Annotated in this window: 16 protein-coding genes, 2 tRNA genes and 1 other annotated feature; of the genes, 7 read left to right on the top strand and 11 right to left on the bottom strand. The window is 45.5% G+C overall.

Annotation, left to right across the window (positions count from 1 at the left end):
* Positions 1–8: 8 nt before the first annotated feature.
* The 4 genes from MCG98_RS07690 to MCG98_RS07675 all read right to left on the bottom strand — a co-directional run bounded on the left by MCG98_RS07690 (position 9) and on the right by MCG98_RS07675 (position 3,550).
* Positions 9–398 carry a ribonuclease III domain-containing protein gene (locus MCG98_RS07690; protein WP_345891633.1) on the bottom strand — a complete coding sequence of 130 codons (390 nt, stop codon included), beginning with the start codon at positions 396–398 and terminating at the stop codon, positions 9–11.
* On the bottom strand, positions 383–1,789 hold the full coding sequence (gene cysS, locus MCG98_RS07685; RefSeq protein WP_240301439.1) for a cysteine--tRNA ligase: 1,407 nt from the start codon (positions 1,787–1,789) through the stop codon (positions 383–385). The genes MCG98_RS07690 and cysS overlap by 16 nt, the downstream gene beginning before the upstream one ends.
* A gap of 58 nt (positions 1,790–1,847) precedes the next feature.
* Positions 1,848–2,063: a binding site (T-box leader), on the bottom strand.
* Positions 2,064–2,115: 52 nt separating this feature from the next.
* Positions 2,116–2,661, bottom strand: a complete 546-nt coding sequence (gene ispF, locus MCG98_RS07680) for a 2-C-methyl-D-erythritol 2,4-cyclodiphosphate synthase (protein ID WP_240286096.1) — start codon at positions 2,659–2,661, stop codon at positions 2,116–2,118.
* Positions 2,662–2,764: 103 nt separating this feature from the next.
* Positions 2,765–3,550 (bottom strand): peptidoglycan-binding protein, encoded by a 786-nt coding sequence (locus MCG98_RS07675; RefSeq protein ID WP_240286094.1) that lies wholly within the window; start codon positions 3,548–3,550, stop codon positions 2,765–2,767.
* 287 nt (positions 3,551–3,837) lie between these two features.
* Between MCG98_RS07675 and MCG98_RS07670 the strand changes: the two genes are divergently transcribed.
* The 3 genes from MCG98_RS07670 to MCG98_RS07660 all read left to right on the top strand — a co-directional run bounded on the left by MCG98_RS07670 (position 3,838) and on the right by MCG98_RS07660 (position 4,532).
* Positions 3,838–3,910 (top strand) — tRNA-Val (locus MCG98_RS07670).
* Between the two features lie 34 nt (positions 3,911–3,944).
* Positions 3,945–4,018 (top strand) — tRNA-Met (locus tag MCG98_RS07665).
* A gap of 169 nt (positions 4,019–4,187) precedes the next feature.
* Positions 4,188–4,532 (top strand): YmaF family protein, encoded by a 345-nt coding sequence (locus MCG98_RS07660; RefSeq protein WP_240286092.1) that lies wholly within the window; start codon positions 4,188–4,190, stop codon positions 4,530–4,532.
* A gap of 37 nt (positions 4,533–4,569) precedes the next feature.
* Here the strand turns inward: MCG98_RS07660 and MCG98_RS07655 are convergent, their stop codons facing one another.
* Positions 4,570–4,926 carry a hypothetical protein gene (locus tag MCG98_RS07655; RefSeq protein ID WP_240286090.1) on the bottom strand — a complete coding sequence of 119 codons (357 nt, stop codon included), beginning with the start codon at positions 4,924–4,926 and terminating at the stop codon, positions 4,570–4,572.
* Between the two features lie 185 nt (positions 4,927–5,111).
* On the opposite strand from MCG98_RS07655, the gene MCG98_RS07650 reads away from it, so the two are divergent.
* A complete protein-coding gene (locus tag MCG98_RS07650) occupies positions 5,112–5,462 on the top strand; it encodes a sporulation initiation factor Spo0A C-terminal domain-containing protein (protein ID WP_240286088.1) in 351 nt (116 codons plus the stop codon).
* Positions 5,463–5,572: 110 nt separating this feature from the next.
* Here MCG98_RS07650 and nrdJ read toward each other — a convergent pair whose 3' ends face one another.
* From nrdJ to MCG98_RS07620, 6 genes are all read right to left on the bottom strand, one after another.
* On the bottom strand, positions 5,573–7,915 hold the full coding sequence (gene nrdJ / locus MCG98_RS07645) for a ribonucleoside-triphosphate reductase, adenosylcobalamin-dependent (protein ID WP_240301438.1): 2,343 nt from the start codon (positions 7,913–7,915) through the stop codon (positions 5,573–5,575).
* Between the two features lie 172 nt (positions 7,916–8,087).
* The gene (locus MCG98_RS07640) at positions 8,088–8,801 is read right to left on the bottom strand and encodes an ABC transporter permease (protein WP_240301437.1); all 714 of its coding nucleotides are present in this window, start codon (positions 8,799–8,801) and stop codon (positions 8,088–8,090) included.
* 10 nt (positions 8,802–8,811) lie between these two features.
* Entirely contained in the window at positions 8,812–9,477 is a 666-nt protein-coding gene (locus tag MCG98_RS07635; protein ID WP_240301436.1) for an ABC transporter permease, read from the bottom strand.
* Positions 9,474–10,319, bottom strand: coding sequence for an ABC transporter ATP-binding protein (locus MCG98_RS07630; protein WP_240301435.1), 846 nt, complete (start codon positions 10,317–10,319; stop codon positions 9,474–9,476). Before MCG98_RS07630 ends, MCG98_RS07635 begins: the two co-directional genes overlap by 4 nt.
* Before the next feature lie 88 nt (positions 10,320–10,407).
* On the bottom strand, positions 10,408–11,007 hold the full coding sequence (locus MCG98_RS07625; protein ID WP_240301434.1) for a TetR/AcrR family transcriptional regulator: 600 nt from the start codon (positions 11,005–11,007) through the stop codon (positions 10,408–10,410).
* A gap of 171 nt (positions 11,008–11,178) precedes the next feature.
* Positions 11,179–11,715: a PadR family transcriptional regulator gene (locus MCG98_RS07620; protein WP_240301433.1), complete on the bottom strand. Its 537-nt coding sequence runs from the start codon at positions 11,713–11,715 to the stop codon at positions 11,179–11,181.
* Positions 11,716–11,835: 120 nt separating this feature from the next.
* On the opposite strand from MCG98_RS07620, the gene MCG98_RS07615 reads away from it, so the two are divergent.
* From MCG98_RS07615 to MCG98_RS07605, 3 genes are all read left to right on the top strand, one after another.
* Complete coding sequence (locus tag MCG98_RS07615) at positions 11,836–13,176, top strand: MATE family efflux transporter (protein ID WP_240301432.1); 1,341 nt, start codon at positions 11,836–11,838, stop codon at positions 13,174–13,176.
* Positions 13,177–13,357: 181 nt separating this feature from the next.
* Positions 13,358–14,209 (top strand): AraC family transcriptional regulator, encoded by an 852-nt coding sequence (locus tag MCG98_RS07610; RefSeq protein WP_240301431.1) that lies wholly within the window; start codon positions 13,358–13,360, stop codon positions 14,207–14,209.
* On the top strand, positions 14,202–16,289 hold the full coding sequence (locus MCG98_RS07605; RefSeq protein ID WP_240301430.1) for an ATP-binding domain-containing protein: 2,088 nt from the start codon (positions 14,202–14,204) through the stop codon (positions 16,287–16,289). Before MCG98_RS07610 ends, MCG98_RS07605 begins: the two co-directional genes overlap by 8 nt.
* Positions 16,290–16,303: the final 14 nt, after the last annotated feature.

The raw sequence follows: 16,303 nt of genomic DNA, 5'->3' as shown, positions 1-16,303 counted from the left end.
TGTTTTCATCAGATCGATAATCCGTTTGATATCTCCTGACAGATAAAGATATCCCAGGCTTCAAACCCAGTAGCTCTGCGGTAATCCGACACCGAGGCATTTTTAGCAACCGTATGAGGCTTTGCATTCCTGCCCCTTCTGAACACACTGGCTTCCTCGTCTGTCAGAAGCGGCAGTATCCTGTCCATCATACCCGCCTGCTTCTGTGCCTTTACAAGTCCGCTGGCTCTTTTGTGCATTTTCTGAACCGGGAGATTGCCTTCACTCATAATCATCGTCCGAATCAGAAGATCATAAATGCTGTCTCCGATATAAGCCAGTGACAGCGGCGAATATGACCGCACATCAATATCCGCCAGCTGAAATTGTTCTTTCAGATAACTTAAGCTCTCTTCCATTTCACACCTTCTCTTGTGTCTTCAAGAATGATCCCCTGCGCCAGCAGCTGATCACGGATCTCATCTGCCAGTTTAAAATCCCGGGCTTTTCTGGCATCCTGCCGTTTTGCAATCAGCGCTTCGATTTCCTCATCCAGATTCTCCGCCTTTTTGTCGACGATCAGGCCAAGCAAATCACAGAGGAATTTAATCTCCTCCAGCAATGACGCCGCGTAAGTTTGGGTGCTGTTTTCATCAGCGGTAGTATTAGCAAACTTTACAAGTTCAAATACCGCCGAAATCGCATCTGCAGTGTTCAGGTCATCATCCATTGCCAGCTCGAATTTATCCCGGTATTCTTTCATCTCCCTCAGCTGATCTTCTTCCTGCTGCGTCAGCTCCTGTACTTTGGCACTGTCACACAGCGTCTTCAGATGATCCACGGCAGTTATAATCCTCTCCAACGCATTTTTTGAAGACTCCATGATATCGGCACTGAAATTAAGCGGGCTTCTGTAATGTGCACTCAGCATAAAAAAGCGCAGTACCTGAAGATCGTATTTTTCCCCGATCTCACGGACGGTAAAGAAATTGCCAAGTGATTTTGACATTTTACGGTTATCAATATTCAGGAATGCATTATGCAGCCAGTACCTGGCAAATATTTTACCGTTGCAGCACTCACTCTGCGCAATTTCATTTTCATGATGGGGAAATACAAGATCCTCCCCTCCCGCGTGGATATCGATCTCCTCACCAAGATATTTTTTGGACATCACAGAGCATTCGATATGCCAGCCCGGACGCCCGTCACCCCATGGTGACTCCCAGGATGGCTCTCCTTCTTTTTTCGGCTTCCAAAGTACAAAATCCAGAGGATCTTCCTTTGAGTCTTCCCCTGTCACAAGCAGAGAACGGCCGCCGCTTCGCAGATCGTCCAGATTTTTATGTGAAAGTTTTCCGTATTCCTGGAACTTCCTTGTTCTGAAATATACAGTCCCATCTGCGTTATATGCATAACCTTTGTCAACCAACGTCTGAATCATATCGATCATGCCGTCAATTTCCTGTGTTGCCAGAGGATGTGTCGTCGCCGGCCTGACATTCATTGCCTCCATATCCTTCCTGCACTCTTTGATGTAACGTGTCGAGATCACTTCGGATTCAACACCTTCTTCGATTGCTTTTGCTATGATTTTATCATCAACGTCAGTAAAATTGGACACAAAATTCACTTCGTATCCCTTATATTCCATATAGCGTCTCGCTGTGTCAAACACGATCATCGGACGTGCATTGCCAATGTGGATCAGGTTATATACCGTAGGTCCGCAGACATACATTTTGACCTTTCCTTCCGTAAGCGGCACGAACTCTTCCTTACTTTTCGTCAGCGTATTATACAGCTTCATCTTTATTCTCCTTCTCTTTCATCAATTGTTTTATTCAAAGAAAAAAACTCCGTCTCAGACAAGAGACGAAGTAATCCGCGGTTCCACTCTTATAGAGAGTTATCCTCTCCACTTTCATACAGATAACGCCTGCCTGCGGGGCGGCATACTCATTGTTCTTCCGCCCGGCTCCCGAATGCACTTCCCTGCTTTTCCCCTTAAGACGGCTTACAGCCGATGGCCATCTCTCTCTGAAAGTTTTCAAGCAGGTACTCTAATCGTTCACAGCCTTTTATGCTCTTAGTGTATGCAAAAAAATGCTGTTTGTCAACACTTATCCTCCGCATTTATTTATCTTTTGCACAGCCGCAGCAGCCCTCGCATGGTCTGGTGTTCATCCTGTCCTCACCTGCCAGCTCAAGTACCGGTATGAGGGAGCAGATTGCCTGAGATGATATCCCCTCCATCCTCCCGGTAAAACCAAGCCCCTCCTCCGTGGTCGCTTTTATATTCACCTGGTTTATTTCAATATTCAGCGCACGCGCCACGTTTTCTGTCATCTGTCCGATATATGGCATCAGCTTCGGCTTCTGCGCAATTATCGTCGCGTCGATATTGTTGATAATGTACCGCTCTTCCTCGAGCAGTTTTCCTACTTTCTCCAGAAGCAGAATACTGGAAATACCACGGTACTGCGGATCCGTGTCCGGAAAATGAGTTCCAATATCTCGCAGCGCCGCAGCTCCCAGAAGTGCATCCATAATGGCGTGTACAACCACATCTGCATCCGAATGCCCCAACAGACCCTTCTCATATGAAATTTCAACGCCTCCCAGGATCAGTTTTCGGCCTTCTTCCAGCCGGTGTACATCATATCCCATTCCTATTCTCATATGCATTTCCCTCCGTTTTTTTTATCATACCGTACCATACATCTATTTTCAAACAGAATTTACGCAGCAATATAAACTTTTACTCAGATGAACCACTGCATGTTTACAGATCCAGCAGTGCACGCCAGGTCTTTTTGCCTACAATACCGTCAATTGACAGACCTTTCTGCTTCTGAAATTCCATAACAGCCGCTTCTGTATCCTTTCCGAAGATTCCGTCTGCCCCAGAAGTCCCGATTCCAATTTTATATACATTAGACAGTTTCTCCTGAATCAGCCTGGTTATACCCCCGCTTGCGCCCTTACGCACTGTGGGGCATCCATTCAGTGTATTGGGCCCTGCAATCCCATCCACCTTACCTGGGCGGTAGCCCTGTCTTACCAGCTCCTGCTGCAAACGCAGTACCCAGTTATCCTGTGACGGTGCTGTATTGGTTCCTCCGGGATTTCCCCAGGTTTTCATAAACGAATTGATATTTCCGTATATATTTTTCAGCCGTGACGGTGTACTGCCCCAGTCAGGGAGCTGAAAATGTGGACGGTCCACCGGTGACGTCCAGTCTCCTCCCCATTCCAGTCCAAGAGATTTACCGATCGCCCCTACATGTTCAAAGAAGTTTCCATTTTCATTGTACGCCCCTGTTCCATCATTTCTGTAAAAATCAAAGGCTACCCCCCACTGATGCATGGAGCTGTAGGAACTGCCCGGTGCATTCGTCACAATCTGCCCCGGTTTTGTCCTCCCCTGAGCGTACAGCGCATCCTGCTCTGCCACACTTCGAAAACTTTCACCTATCGCTATCTCATATCCCTGTTTGGCACACTCAGCCTTCAATTCAGCGGCGAGTTCCTGCAGGCGCGGATGACATTTTGATATATCTCTGCCCATTATACATTCTCCTTAATACTTATATTCTAATTGCGAGAGTATACTTTCAGCCACCTTTGTTCAAAAACTTCTCATAACTTCTGAAGCTGCAGCATATACTCTCTTACCTCATAATATGCCAATAGCTTTGCAGGGTGCGTTTATGACATTTTTCATGTTATTCACCCTAAAAAATATTATTTCATTTTTTTTAATTTAGGTATTGACTTTTTCTTTTTACAATTATATAATAGCAGAGCAGGTTGCGGTTGAGACAAATAAAACGTCTGAATCCACTGTAATATTCTGGGATCTTAGCTCAGCTGGGAGAGCATCTGCCTTACAAGCAGAGGGTCATAGGTTCGAGCCCTATAGGTCCCACTTACTTTGAAAAAAGTAAAATTTCATATGTTTTGGCGAGATAGCTCAGTTGGCTAGAGCACACGGTTCATACCCGTGGTGTCGGGGGTTCAAATCCCTTTCTCGCTACTCAAAAAAGTCCCGTAAACTCAGAGTTTGCGGGTTTTTTATTGTTTCGTTTTTTAGTTCTGCCCCTCTTTTCTTTTGCTCTGTTCCAGGCGCTTATCACAATCGTTTTTTGTCACATTGGCACAATTTTTTTCATATTATATCAAAACTGGAAATGAAAGGTAATAATATGAATTCAAACTTTGTTGAAGCTTCTCACTGTCCGAAACAGCATAATCATGAAATACTTGGCAGTACAAAAATTAAAGGGTGTTGTGAAAATGCTCATAATCATAGATTTGCAACCGTATCAGGTGATGCGATCCCCTGTGACGGTAGCCATGTTCACGAAGTAGAATTTACTACTGATTCATGCGATGGTCATAAACACGAATTCTGCGGCACATCCGGTCCTGCTATTGATGTTGGCTGCGGGCGTCATGTGCATCTTATAAAAGGATGTACTTCCTGCAATTCTGATCATAAACATGAATTTGTAGTAGCAACCCTGATAGAAGATCCAATATGTGAATAGTTTTCCCCCCCCCGGCTTAAAAAGCCGGGGGATTCTTTTAAATGACCCGGCACTCTTCCGGTTTCTTATCATAGTGCATCGTCTTAAATACTGCCCGGCGAAAACCGATTTTTTCAGACGGCAGGTATTCAACAGTGCAGACAATCGGTTCAATCCATATAGCATACAGGCATCCTTTGGGAATTTTAAAAAATGGACACTCTGTCTCCACCATGCTGTAGTGACAAAGCCAATTTGAGCTGATCTCAATTGTAACGTGATAATTCACAACGAATTTATCATCCCGGCTATATTTTGCGAGAATGAGACTGCTCATATTGTTTTGTTTTTTAATGTATCCCAGGCAGATAAAATCTTCTGTCTTAATGGCATCTGCTTTTTTCAGCTTTGGCATAAATATACCATCCCTACTGTATTTGAATGTATCTTCAATTGAATCCTCCATTTTTTCTGTATTAGTATGTGTAAAATGGAACTCATTATTTGTCTAATTTTATCTAATGATGTCATTTTTTTCTTCTTTTTCAATTGACTCAGTATAATATTGTATACAAAATACTTATACAAGGATGGTTTATTATGCCGATAAAAAATGTTATATTACTCATTCAGTCAGTATCCGGACACCCATGTCACAAAAGTTATTACCATTTAGCTCTGGCGGTGCATTATTGTTGTGATTTTCAAATATATTATGGATTCTGTCTTGAGCGTCAGATCTATCCATTAATATCTGATGAAACTGAGCTTCCTGTTAAATCAATCTCTCGCAGTATATCCAGAGCTGTATGTGACTGCTGGGATTACGGTAACCGAAAGAAGCTGGACAAGATCGCTAACCGCCATTTAATCGAAAAACCTTCCCCAAAAGAGTTTATTATTTATCTCTGCAGTTATCTGATGGGATTTTCGGCAGATCTGATGATCTGATACACACTGTTTTAATCGATATTTTACGTATGCGTTGAGCGATACCCGTACCTTGGGTATCACTCAAACAACTATCTCTCATTTAAAAGTCCATTATGGGCCCGGTACCACTATCTGACCGGGCATGCCCCGGTCGAACAGTCAGAATCTCCAATATCAAAATCTGATTCTTCGTATTCATACCGTGTAAGAAGCGATGGGTTAAATGGTCTCATAGCTGCTTTACGTGCATCGTACTCCTCCTTAGTAATGGCTTCGTAGGGCAGTAATTCATAAAAGCTGTCATCATAACTTAAAAACGACAGAGCAACCACATCATCCCAGTTGTCCCACACCCACTGTTCCGTATCTTCCCACTCATCTTCCCGCACATGAACAGTGATAGAACAATTATGGTCCACATAATGCTCCATGAACATTTTATAAGTTTCCAGCTGCTCTATTGCGGATACATCTGCCTTCACTTTACCGGCTGGTGCCTTTACCGGGAATTCCACAACCTTTGTTGTCGCATTCTCCGGATTCTGCCCCACCTCAGGCAGCACCGGATATTCCAGTTCTTCACATACCCGGCACAGGGGATCAGCCGCATTAATTCTTACCCTCCTTATATAGTAAGGAGAATGTGAATAATGAACACCGCTTGAAACTGTCGGCAGCAGGGACAACGTCCCCTCCGGTTTGATGGTTGTCACCAGCAGCGGTTTTCCGGTGCCCAGTCTGTCGGCGAGCTGTTCTGCCGCTTCATGAGCTTCTCTGCGAAGTTTATCAAGAAGCTTCCTTTGATTTTCCACAGACATCCCCGTAGCGTTGACCATATCCTGCCACCCAGTCATCGAACAGCCCAAAAGGCGGTCTCTTTTCTGTACAGTATTCCAGCGGTGTATCTCCAGGTCACGGCAGGTCATGCGGTATCCGGCTCTGGCTGACAGCCTCTGTGCCTCCAGCAATGCCTGCTCATCCAGCTTACCATCCCGAACAAATCCCATGACATTCAGTGTCGTCAGATTGCAGAGTCCGTGACTGTCCATAAGTACTTCCCCGCACGGGTTGCATCCGTTAAAATTCGGCCGGCGCTTCTTTCCGGCCTCCTCATTGATCCATCCCGGTTCCCCGGAGTAGCGCATCTGCTGCATATGCCAGTGAAGCTGTTCTCTGGATGGCTTTTTCTTATAATAGATCGAATTGTTGCTCATCTGTCTGTGGGCGATGGACTGATCCAGCTCCCACCGTCCGTTGATCTGGCGGTACAGATTGCTCTTTGCTTTGATACACACCTGATCGTCTGCATCTATAAGACCAATCTCTGATGTCCTCCGTACTCCTCCGGAGACTACATTTTCACCGATAATATTGGCGATGTCCAGCAGGTCGATGGGCTGCAGCTGTGTCCGTGCAGCCTTATCTCTGTCCCCGGCAGCCCGTATTACCCTGTGTATTTTTCCCAGCATTGCCATCATAGACTCATGACCGCTGGCTGTCCCTCCAAAGGTTTTCAATCTTTCTCCTCTGGGACGGATCGAATCATAATTTACCACAATCTCCCGTATTTTACTGTATTCATGATTACTCAGTATATCGAAATAGTGACTCAGAGCCTGAGCCCACCCCTCCTTTGAATCACCGACAGACAGAACTGCCGTGTCCTTAGTGAAAGTCAGATCTGTAAATTCCAGGCGGTCCTGTGGCGGGCAGCCGTCGTATGCCTTGTGCAGTATCTCAATATCCGTGCGGATCTTTGGAAGTCTTTCGGCATCTTCTTTCAATACCCTCACTCCCACGCCACTTCCTACCATCAGCAGATAAAACAGATCATGATAGGCACTGAAATCATCAATCACCTCAAATGCACAGTTGTAATTTGCCATGGGATAGGCATCTGCTACAGGGGTATTTCCAACCCAGAGTGTCCGTCCCGATAAAAACTGACGCAGATGATAAATATTATCGTACAGCTTCCTGGCCTCGTCTTTTGAAGTGGGTGCCAATGAGCAGTTATACTCTACGGCACGCCGCACCGTCTCCCACCAGAATTCACGCCGTCCAAACTTAGGCAGATATCTGGAATAAGTACGGGTGTATACGAAAGATCCGAGTTGTTCCATAGGGTTCGGTGCATGTTTATAAGTGCTCAAAAACTCTCTGTCCAAAAGCCCGTCTTCCCAGCTCCCGCCGGCACGTTCTTTATCCTTCTCTATTCGGTATAAAATGTATGCTTTTGCCGTTTTATAGTATTTCTGTTCAAACAGCGTCTCCTCCACCGTATCCTGGATTTTTTCTATATCTAAGACGTCCGTTTCCATATCTTTCAGTCTGCTCACCGTAAGCTCAGTAGCTTTTTGCACCATAGGCTGATCCATCTCTCCCGCCGCAGCCGAAGCAAGCGCAATCGCCCTCGATATAAAATCCGCGTTAAAAGGAACAACCTTTCCGCTTCGCTTTCTTACATTCATCTACATCCTCCTGTTATAACGTTCAAGTCTCATATTTCCATATTTTGTGTTTTTTTCCATTTATCACACCATATATAGTATATCACTTACAAAGAATTAACAACAGGAAAATTTATGCAGAAGGCATCATTACATTAGTATTTCTCAGCCAGCTGCTATTTAATTCCATAATTCACGCCAGTTTTCTCAGAAATCTTCTCATCATAACCCCGATCCACCCCAGAGATGAGACAACTGCCGGCAACATCCAGATGACTGACTGGTCACAGACTGCTTTTCCAATCCAATAAGAGGGAAGCGGTGAAAAAAGATACTGTATATGATCCGGAACACAATAAGGCACCAAAGCACCCAGCGTCATAAGCGTCGACAATTTTGCCGCTGCCAGTCCTTCCAGCTTATTTGATGACACCGAGACGATCAGCAGTGCGATAATGATGCCCTGCAGTACCCCTCCGGCGCTTAAAAACAGGATCTCCCACATGCAAAGCTCTGTCAGTCTGAAAACCGGAAGAAGAACCAGTGTGACGGCAAACGCGATCGCAGCTGGTACGCCAAGCCGGGACGCCAGATACCCTTTCCTTCCCAGCGTTGTGATAAACAGATAACCTGCGATATGGTCATCTGTTTCTTCCAGAACTACCATCGCAGCCACAAAGCAAAACATAACCGGAGACAGCATGGAAAAAAACATATCCAGCAGTCCGTAGTACGGGGTAAACACACTTGGTCTGGCAAGCCAGCCCGTGAGCACCTCCTCCAGCAGAGGCATTCCGAATCTAAAGAACAGCCCGCAAAGAACCGGGGCAAAACACGCGGCAAACAGCATCATATCACGCCTTATAAAACGAATCATCTGTATGAAACACAACCTTATCGCTTTCATAATTCACCCCTCATGCATTTCTCCACATTTTCAGCACACAGCTTTGCGCCGCAGACAGGAGTACCCCGGTCAGCACTGCAAGAATCAGTATTTCCATTGCCGAAGGTATATACCCGTCCATCATGTTCATACAGATGACCGCAGGATAGTACCGCAGTACATCCGTTGTAATTCCCAGTATATGCAGTACTGCCGGAAGGAAGCTGATAAGCTCAACCGGCATGATCCAGAGTATGAACTGATTAAGGCTGTTTATTTTCGTCGACACAATAATTCCCAGAAGTGTAAAAATCACCGATGATACCGCAGTTCCTGCAAGCACAACAGATCTTGTAACCGTATCTGCTGCTGCTGCAAGCACTGCTGCCACAGCCACAGATATCACACTCAGAGAGAGTACCTTGGCCGCCACATATTCCATGGCACGAACCGGCATAACGGCGAAAGCCAAAGAGACTCTCTGACTTTTTTCAAGCAGAATGATCGCCCCCATAAAGAACAGGCCCATCGCTGCCGGGTCGGAAAAAATCAGAATGGGAGCCACTTTTTCCTGCCATGATTCCGGCATCGCAGACAATACTGCGACGTAAAATACCGTCAGAATAGCATATAGAAAATAAAAGCCATATTTAAACTGAAAACGCATATCCCACAATGTCAGGCTCCATAGTCTCATACCAGTGTCCTCCCCGTTATATCGATGAATATATCATTCAGCGTAGGTTCACTGCTGTGAATCGACTGCAGACGATTTTCCCTGATCAGCGTCTGTAATCTTTTATCCTGAGACAGCCCGTCAAGCGGGCACTCCGCCTGGTGTTCCCCATGTTCAGTCCAGGTATACGCTACCCTTGCAGCTCCCCTTAACATGATCAGACTGTGAGGGCTGTCAAGCGCCATGATCTTACCATTTACAATGAATGCCACTCTGTCACACAGCTCCGCGGCGTCCTGCATATTATGCGTGGTGAGCAGAATCGTTTTCCCCTGCTCTTTCTCCCTGCGGATCAAATCTTTCATGACACGGCTGTTCGCCGGGTCCAGCCCGCTTGTAGGCTCATCAAGGCAGAGCAGCACGGGATCGTGCAGCAGGGCTTTTATAAAGTTCAGCCGTGCTTTCATTCCCTTGGAATATTCCGATACGCGCTTACCTCCCTCTCGCTCTAGTCCTACCGCAGATAAAAGCTCATCAATTGAACGCGGCTGTTTTTCATACAGAGATCCAAAAAAACGGAGGTTCTCTTTTGCCGTAAGTTTTTCATACATGGTGGAAAATTCAAAGTCCACCCCGACGTCCTCATAAAAATGACTCCCCCGGTGTCTGCACTCTGTTCCATTGACCACCACGCTCCCATGGTAGTCAGGGAGCATTCCGATCAATATTTTCTGCAACGTACTTTTCCCCGCACCGGATGGACCCAAAAAGCCGAAAATTTCTCCTCTTCCGACAGAAAAGTTCAGGTCGGTTATAAATGGCTTCTTCGTATAGCTGAAAGAAAGGTTCCTCACTTCAATCATAATCCTCTCCAGACTATTTGACCATTTAGAATTAAATAGTCAAAATATGATTTTTTTGTAGTCCGGCAATATAAACTGCCGGACTGATTTACAGTAACTGTACGACTAACCCGCGAATGAGGTATCGCAGTGCGCCCTCATAATACGGTTCACCGATCTCTTCTTTATGCAATGTTGCCATGTAGATGGCACGAAATGCCGCACCCAATGCCTTTGCATCCACTCCAGTTTTTACAGGAAGCATGGACAACAATTTTTCACTCATGGTACTGTCGTGCCCCAGATGCGCTTCCACAACATCCTCAGGCAGTTTGCGCGCCAGAATCTCCACCTCATCAGAATTGAGCATTCTCAGAACAGGTGCCTCTGCAGCGATTGTATAAATCCTCAGCAGCATATCCGTCAACTGATCTGCTGTAAGTCTGTCGGGCTCAATACTGCTGACTGCCTGGAAAATCTCCTGCTCAATCAGCTCATGCTGTTCCAGTATAACATCAAATAACAGCAGTTCTTTGGATTTATAAAAGAGATAAAATGTTCCTTTGGGAATCTTAACACGCTTTACGAGTTCATCCACCGTCGTATGCCGGACTCCATACTGGGAGAGGCATTTTGCCGCCTCTTCCTTCAGCCTCTTCACGATATATGCTCTTTCCTGATCCGAATAACATTTTGGCAAACAAGCCACCCCTTTTTGACTATTTCGTTGTATTCAGTCATTATATATCCATTTTAAAGTATTGTCAACACGGATCCTCCGTGGCAGACTCTTTACCTCCTGTCAGAAATTATACGTCATCTTCTGTCACGGCAGCGCCCCCGCAGATATTTCTGAAGCAAAGAGATGCCGCATTCCTTATCACCTCTGATTTTCAAAGCTTTCTCTCAGCGATGCGATCCAGGCTTCCATTGCCTCTGCCAGTATATACTGCTGCTGTAACACCGCCCTTCCGGTCTCCGGAATGTCAGTTACATGTTCTTTCAGACGGATATTTTCTTCCATGTACGTTTTCATAACTTTTACATTGTCCTCTATGTTCGTCAGGCAAGCTCTTTGTTCCTCAGGAGTCACACTGGCCAGATTTACGATCACGGCATTAAAATCCAGAAACATATGAATTGGTTTCGATGCAATCTGAAGCATTAGCTTTTTAAATTGCTTTTCTCCCTCCTCCGTCAGAGTATAGACCGCCTTCTCCGCCATTTTGCCCTCCTTAACAGTATTTCCTTTGATATACCCCCTGTTTTCCAACTGAATAACTTTTTTATAGATCGAGGGCGTACTGATTTTTACCCACTTTGAGATATTGCGGTACTCAACCAGTTTTTGAATATCATAGGCACTAAGTGATTCTTTCTTCAATATTCCTAATACGATCAAATCAATGGTTGCCATCGTGTCCTCCTTTTTCGCTTGACATATACTATAAATTATAGTATTATATTGTCCGTTGTCAATATACTATAATTTATAGTATTATATTTTATATCTTTAGTCAGGAAAGGGGTTTGACTTATGGAAGAACAGAACAAAAAAATAGAACTGCTGGGAAACGTCCCCATACCAAAAGCACTGCTGGCAATGGGCCTTCCCACCATGATTGGCATGATGATCAATGCACTGTATAACCTGGTAGATGCATATTTTGTCGGGGGACTTGGAACGAGTCAGGTCGGCGCGATTACTGTCACTTTTCCGCTTGGGCAGGTGATTGTGGGACTGGGACTGTTATTTGGAAACGGGGCTGCGTCCTGCATCTCCCGATTGTTAGGGCGCGGTGAAAACGCTACAGCCGACCGAACCGCAAGCACAGCCCTGTACAGCAGCCTGATCGTCGGAGCGGTAGTCATTATACTTAACATGATCTTCCTGACTCCGATTCTGAAACTTTTGGGCGCAACCGATAGTATCCTGCCTCACGCGTTAACTTATGCGGGAATTTATATCATTTCGTCCATCTTTAATATCTTTAATGTGACAATGAATAATATCGTGACAAGTGAGGGGGCTGCAAAGACTACGATGTGTGCACTGCTGACAGGTGCCGTTTTGAATATCATACTGGATCCGGTCTTTATCTACGTTCTTAATCTGGGGATTGCCGGTGCAGCAGTCGCCACCGCTATTTCACAGGCAGTTTCCACGCTGGTATACCTTGGCTATGTGCGCAGAAAAAAAAGTGTCTTCAGCTTCCGTTTTAAACGATGTTGTTTTTCCAGGCAGACATTATCAGAAATTCTGAAAATCGGTATTCCTACACTGGTATTTCAGTTGCTGACAAGTCTGTCGATTGCACTCGTCAATCTGAGGGCAAGGGAATACGGGGATTCTGTCATTGCCGGAATGGGAATCGTGACAAGAATCATATCCATGGGAAGTCTGATGGTGTTTGGATTCATGAAAGGTTTTCAGCCGATCGCCGGATATAGCTATGGAGCAAAAAACTATAAGCGCTTACACGAAGCAGTCAAGACCTCCATCATCTGGTCAACGGTATTCTGCGCCGTCTTCGGTCTCATAATGGCATCATTTTCCACCACAGTCATATCATGGTTTACCAAAGGGGATACAGAAATGATCACTGTCGGTCAAAAAGCACTGAGAGCGAATGGTTTATCCTTCCTGCTTTTTGGTTTTTATACCGTGTACTCCTCGCTTTTTCTCGCTCTTGGAAAGGCAAAAGGGGGCTTTATCCTCGGTGCCTGCAGACAGGGAATCTGCTTCGTCCCCATTATTCTGATTCTCCCCATGATCTGGGGAATCAGTGGTGTTCTTTACGCACAGCCGGCCGCTGATCTGATCGCTGCCATTGTAACAATACTGATGGCTGTACATCTTCATAAAGAGTTAAACTGATATTGATAAAAAGAAAAGCAGATACCATTGCGATTGTTCCGGACTTATTTGCCGAACGGCATCAAGCCACCTCCTCTGATACGATATTTTTATCATGACAATTTTCTGATAAAACAGCAAGAATTATTAAAAGGCTTCAGTAGAATTCGGATATAATAGGGATGCGAAAGGAGAAAACATTATGCCGAACCAAACTATTGAAAAGATCATACCGGTCATCGACTATCTTGAGGCTCATCTGGCAGAAAAGCCGGATCTGGACCGGGTAGCCAGTGCGACACATTATTCCAAATACCACCTGCACCGCATGTTTACCGGAACAGTTGGACTAACCATACATGAGTATCTGCAAAGACGTCAGCTGACGGAAGCTGCAAAACTCCTCGTTTTTTCAGATAAACCGATTCTTGATATCTCACTGATTGCCGGATATGACAGCCAGCAGGCGTTTACAAATATATTTACCGCTATGTACAAATTACCCCCAGGCAAATACAGGGAAAATGAAAAATTTTACCCGCTGCAGCTCAGGTTTGAATTGAAAGGAAATTATCAAATGCTGAATCAAAAAGGAAAGGCCGTATGGGATATCCGGTTTGCCACTGAGGAGGATATTTCATGCTGGATGGAGCTGGTGCGGCTCGTGATCGGCGGTTTCCCCGGTCTCTGCGAAAATGATTATGTCCGCATCCTGCGTGAAAAAATCGTTACAAAACAGGCGTTGATCTTAAAAGACGGCGATACCGCAATCGGAATCATGCTTTTCTCATCTGAAACCGGAAGCATTGATTTTATGGGAAGTCATCCACTCTACCGAAAGAGAGGAATACCGCGGGCATTCCTTGATAAAGTGATGAATGAATTGCTGATGGGTAAGAACATCAGTATCACGACGTTCCGGGAAGGCGATCGGGCTGATACCGGGCACCGCAGCGAAATCAAGGGGCTGGGATTTGCGGAAGCTGAGCTGTTAGTCGAATATGGATATCCCACCCAACGCTTTATTTTGCCAAAGGAGGACAGCCATGAGTGACCAGAAAAAGCCCGGCGGTACCATGTTATTCCCTGATGAAATCACGCATCTCGCCAGTATCAGCTGCAGGCTGGATGAGGCATTGTTAAATGCCGGGGCTGATGTACGGAAGATAGACCGGGAGTACATGGATACCAAGCGATATATGGTTGAAAACCGGGGAGAAATCGATCCCAATGAGATGTTTCAGAACGAGCTGCTCCTCAGGCAGACGGATCATACAGGTTCGCTGGCCGTCAGAACCCGTGATACTCTGGCCAGAATGAAGGAGTCACCATATTTTGCCCGCATCGATTTTTTTGAAAGTAAAAGTCCGTCTCCCGTCCCCTGTTACATCGGACGATTTACCTTCAGCCATAAAAATGAACTGTTGATCTTTGACTGGAGGGCTCCAGTTTCCAGTATGTTTTACGATTATGAGACGGGACCTGCCGGCTATGATTCCCCTGCCGGCCGGGTTCAGGGTACCCTCACAAGGAAACGGCAGTTTAAAATCACTGATGGTGTGATGGAGTATGTGATTGAAAGTTCTGCTAATATACAGGATGACGTTCTGCAGAGAGAACTTGCACATACGTCCGACGAGAAAATGAAGTCGATCATTGCCACCATACAGAGGGAACAAAACCAGATCATACGGAATGAACATGCAAAGACAATGATCATTCAGGGGGTAGCAGGATCCGGAAAAACATCGATTGCACTGCACCGGATTGCATTCCTCCTTTATCGTTTTAGAAACCAGCTGAAATCACAAAATGTGACCATACTGTCGCCCAATAAAGTCTTCAGTGATTATATCGCAGGTGTTATACCAGAGCTCGGTGAAGAACCAATATTTGAACTGAGTTTTGCTGATATTGCAAAAATACAGCTAAAACAAAATCTTCTTTTTGAACCGGACAGTGGCCCGCTGGAAATACAGGATGAAAACCGGGCGCAGAGAGTGTGCTTTAAATCCACCGGAAAGTTTGTGGAGCTCATGAACGCGTACATAGCACAGCTTCCAGATCGTATCTTTAAACCGCGCGACTATTCCTTCGGCGGTTTCACGGCAGATGCCGGCTGGATTTTCAAACGCTTTTATGCCTATCGCAGTTTTCCTGTAAAACAGCGGCTCTCCATGACTGCAGATGACATCTATCATCGTTTTGAATCAGAAAACATCATGGAGGATGATCTGCCGAGCCCCCGGATGATTTTGAAAAGCCTTACCGCTATGCTTACAGTTAAAAATTCTCTGGCCATATATAAAGATTTTTACCGCAGCCTGAACCTCCCCCGGATGTTCATGATGCCCGCTAAAAAAACGCTGGAATGGGCAGATGTATTTCCATTTCTGTATATCCAGGCTGCTTTCGAAGGTTTAAAAAAGAGTCAGGTCACAAAGCATCTGGTCATCGACGAGATGCAGGATTATACTCCTATCCAGTATACCGTGATTAATCTGCTGTTCTCATGCCCCAAAACGATACTGGGTGATTTTGGACAGTCCCTGAGTCCATACCGACGCCATACCTTATCAGACCTCCGGCAAATCTATGACGGGGCTGAATATGTAGAACTCAGTCAAAGCTACCGTTCCACTTATGAGATCATGACGTTTGCAAAATATATCGGTGGTATTCACACACTGAAACCCATAGAACGGCATGGTGATATCCCTGATGTGGCCTCCTGTGCTGACAGACAGGAGGAAATACAGCGTATAAAAAAAGCAATCTGTGCTTTTATGTACGGTAAGCATGCAACGCTCGGCATAATAACAAAAACAGACAGCGGCGCACGGGAATTGTACGATATTCTGTGCCATGAAGGGAATATACAGCTGCTCACTCCGGAGAGTACGGGTTTTACAACCGGCATAACCATCACTTCCATACAGATGGCGAAAGGGCTTGAGTTTGACGAGGTCATTGTTCCGGATACTGACAGCCTGACATACGGCTCCGATTATGACCGCAGTCTGCTCTATATCGCCTGTACAAGGGCAATGCACGGTCTGACACTGTTGTTCACGGGTGCCCCCTCTCCGTTTATCCTGCCAGCAGAAGAAACCGATACAAAACGGCGCAGCTGAAAAAGCTGCGCCGT

The organism is Ruminococcus sp. OA3, assembly GCF_022440845.1.
Lineage (GTDB): Bacteria > Bacillota > Clostridia > Lachnospirales > Lachnospiraceae > Ruminococcus_G.
Note: the sequence above shows the minus strand (reverse complement) of the source record. Positions and strands in the feature narration are given on the sequence as shown.

Excerpts from the sequence above, each read along its gene's own strand:
- MCG98_RS07650 (WP_240286088.1), top strand. The coding sequence starts at position 5,112 with ATGCCGATAAAAAATGTTATATTACTCATTCAGTCAGTATCCGGACAC.
- MCG98_RS07660 (WP_240286092.1), top strand. The coding sequence starts at position 4,188 with ATGAATTCAAACTTTGTTGAAGCTTCTCACTGTCCGAAACAGCATAAT.
- MCG98_RS07610 (WP_240301431.1), top strand. The coding sequence starts at position 13,358 with ATGCCGAACCAAACTATTGAAAAGATCATACCGGTCATCGACTATCTT.
- MCG98_RS07630 (WP_240301435.1), bottom strand. The coding sequence starts at position 10,319 with ATGATTGAAGTGAGGAACCTTTCTTTCAGCTATACGAAGAAGCCATTT.
- MCG98_RS07605 (WP_240301430.1), top strand. The coding sequence starts at position 14,202 with ATGAGTGACCAGAAAAAGCCCGGCGGTACCATGTTATTCCCTGATGAA.
- MCG98_RS07675 (WP_240286094.1), bottom strand. The coding sequence starts at position 3,550 with ATGGGCAGAGATATATCAAAATGTCATCCGCGCCTGCAGGAACTCGCC.
- MCG98_RS07640 (WP_240301437.1), bottom strand. The coding sequence starts at position 8,801 with ATGAAAGCGATAAGGTTGTGTTTCATACAGATGATTCGTTTTATAAGG.
- MCG98_RS07615 (WP_240301432.1), top strand. The coding sequence starts at position 11,836 with ATGGAAGAACAGAACAAAAAAATAGAACTGCTGGGAAACGTCCCCATA.
- cysS (WP_240301439.1), bottom strand. The coding sequence starts at position 1,789 with ATGAAGCTGTATAATACGCTGACGAAAAGTAAGGAAGAGTTCGTGCCG.
- ispF (WP_240286096.1), bottom strand. The coding sequence starts at position 2,661 with ATGAGAATAGGAATGGGATATGATGTACACCGGCTGGAAGAAGGCCGA.
- MCG98_RS07690 (WP_345891633.1), bottom strand. The coding sequence starts at position 398 with ATGGAAGAGAGCTTAAGTTATCTGAAAGAACAATTTCAGCTGGCGGAT.
- MCG98_RS07620 (WP_240301433.1), bottom strand. The coding sequence starts at position 11,715 with ATGGCAACCATTGATTTGATCGTATTAGGAATATTGAAGAAAGAATCA.
- nrdJ (WP_240301438.1), bottom strand. The coding sequence starts at position 7,915 with ATGAATGTAAGAAAGCGAAGCGGAAAGGTTGTTCCTTTTAACGCGGAT.
- MCG98_RS07635 (WP_240301436.1), bottom strand. The coding sequence starts at position 9,477 with ATGAGACTATGGAGCCTGACATTGTGGGATATGCGTTTTCAGTTTAAA.
- MCG98_RS07655 (WP_240286090.1), bottom strand. The coding sequence starts at position 4,926 with ATGCCAAAGCTGAAAAAAGCAGATGCCATTAAGACAGAAGATTTTATC.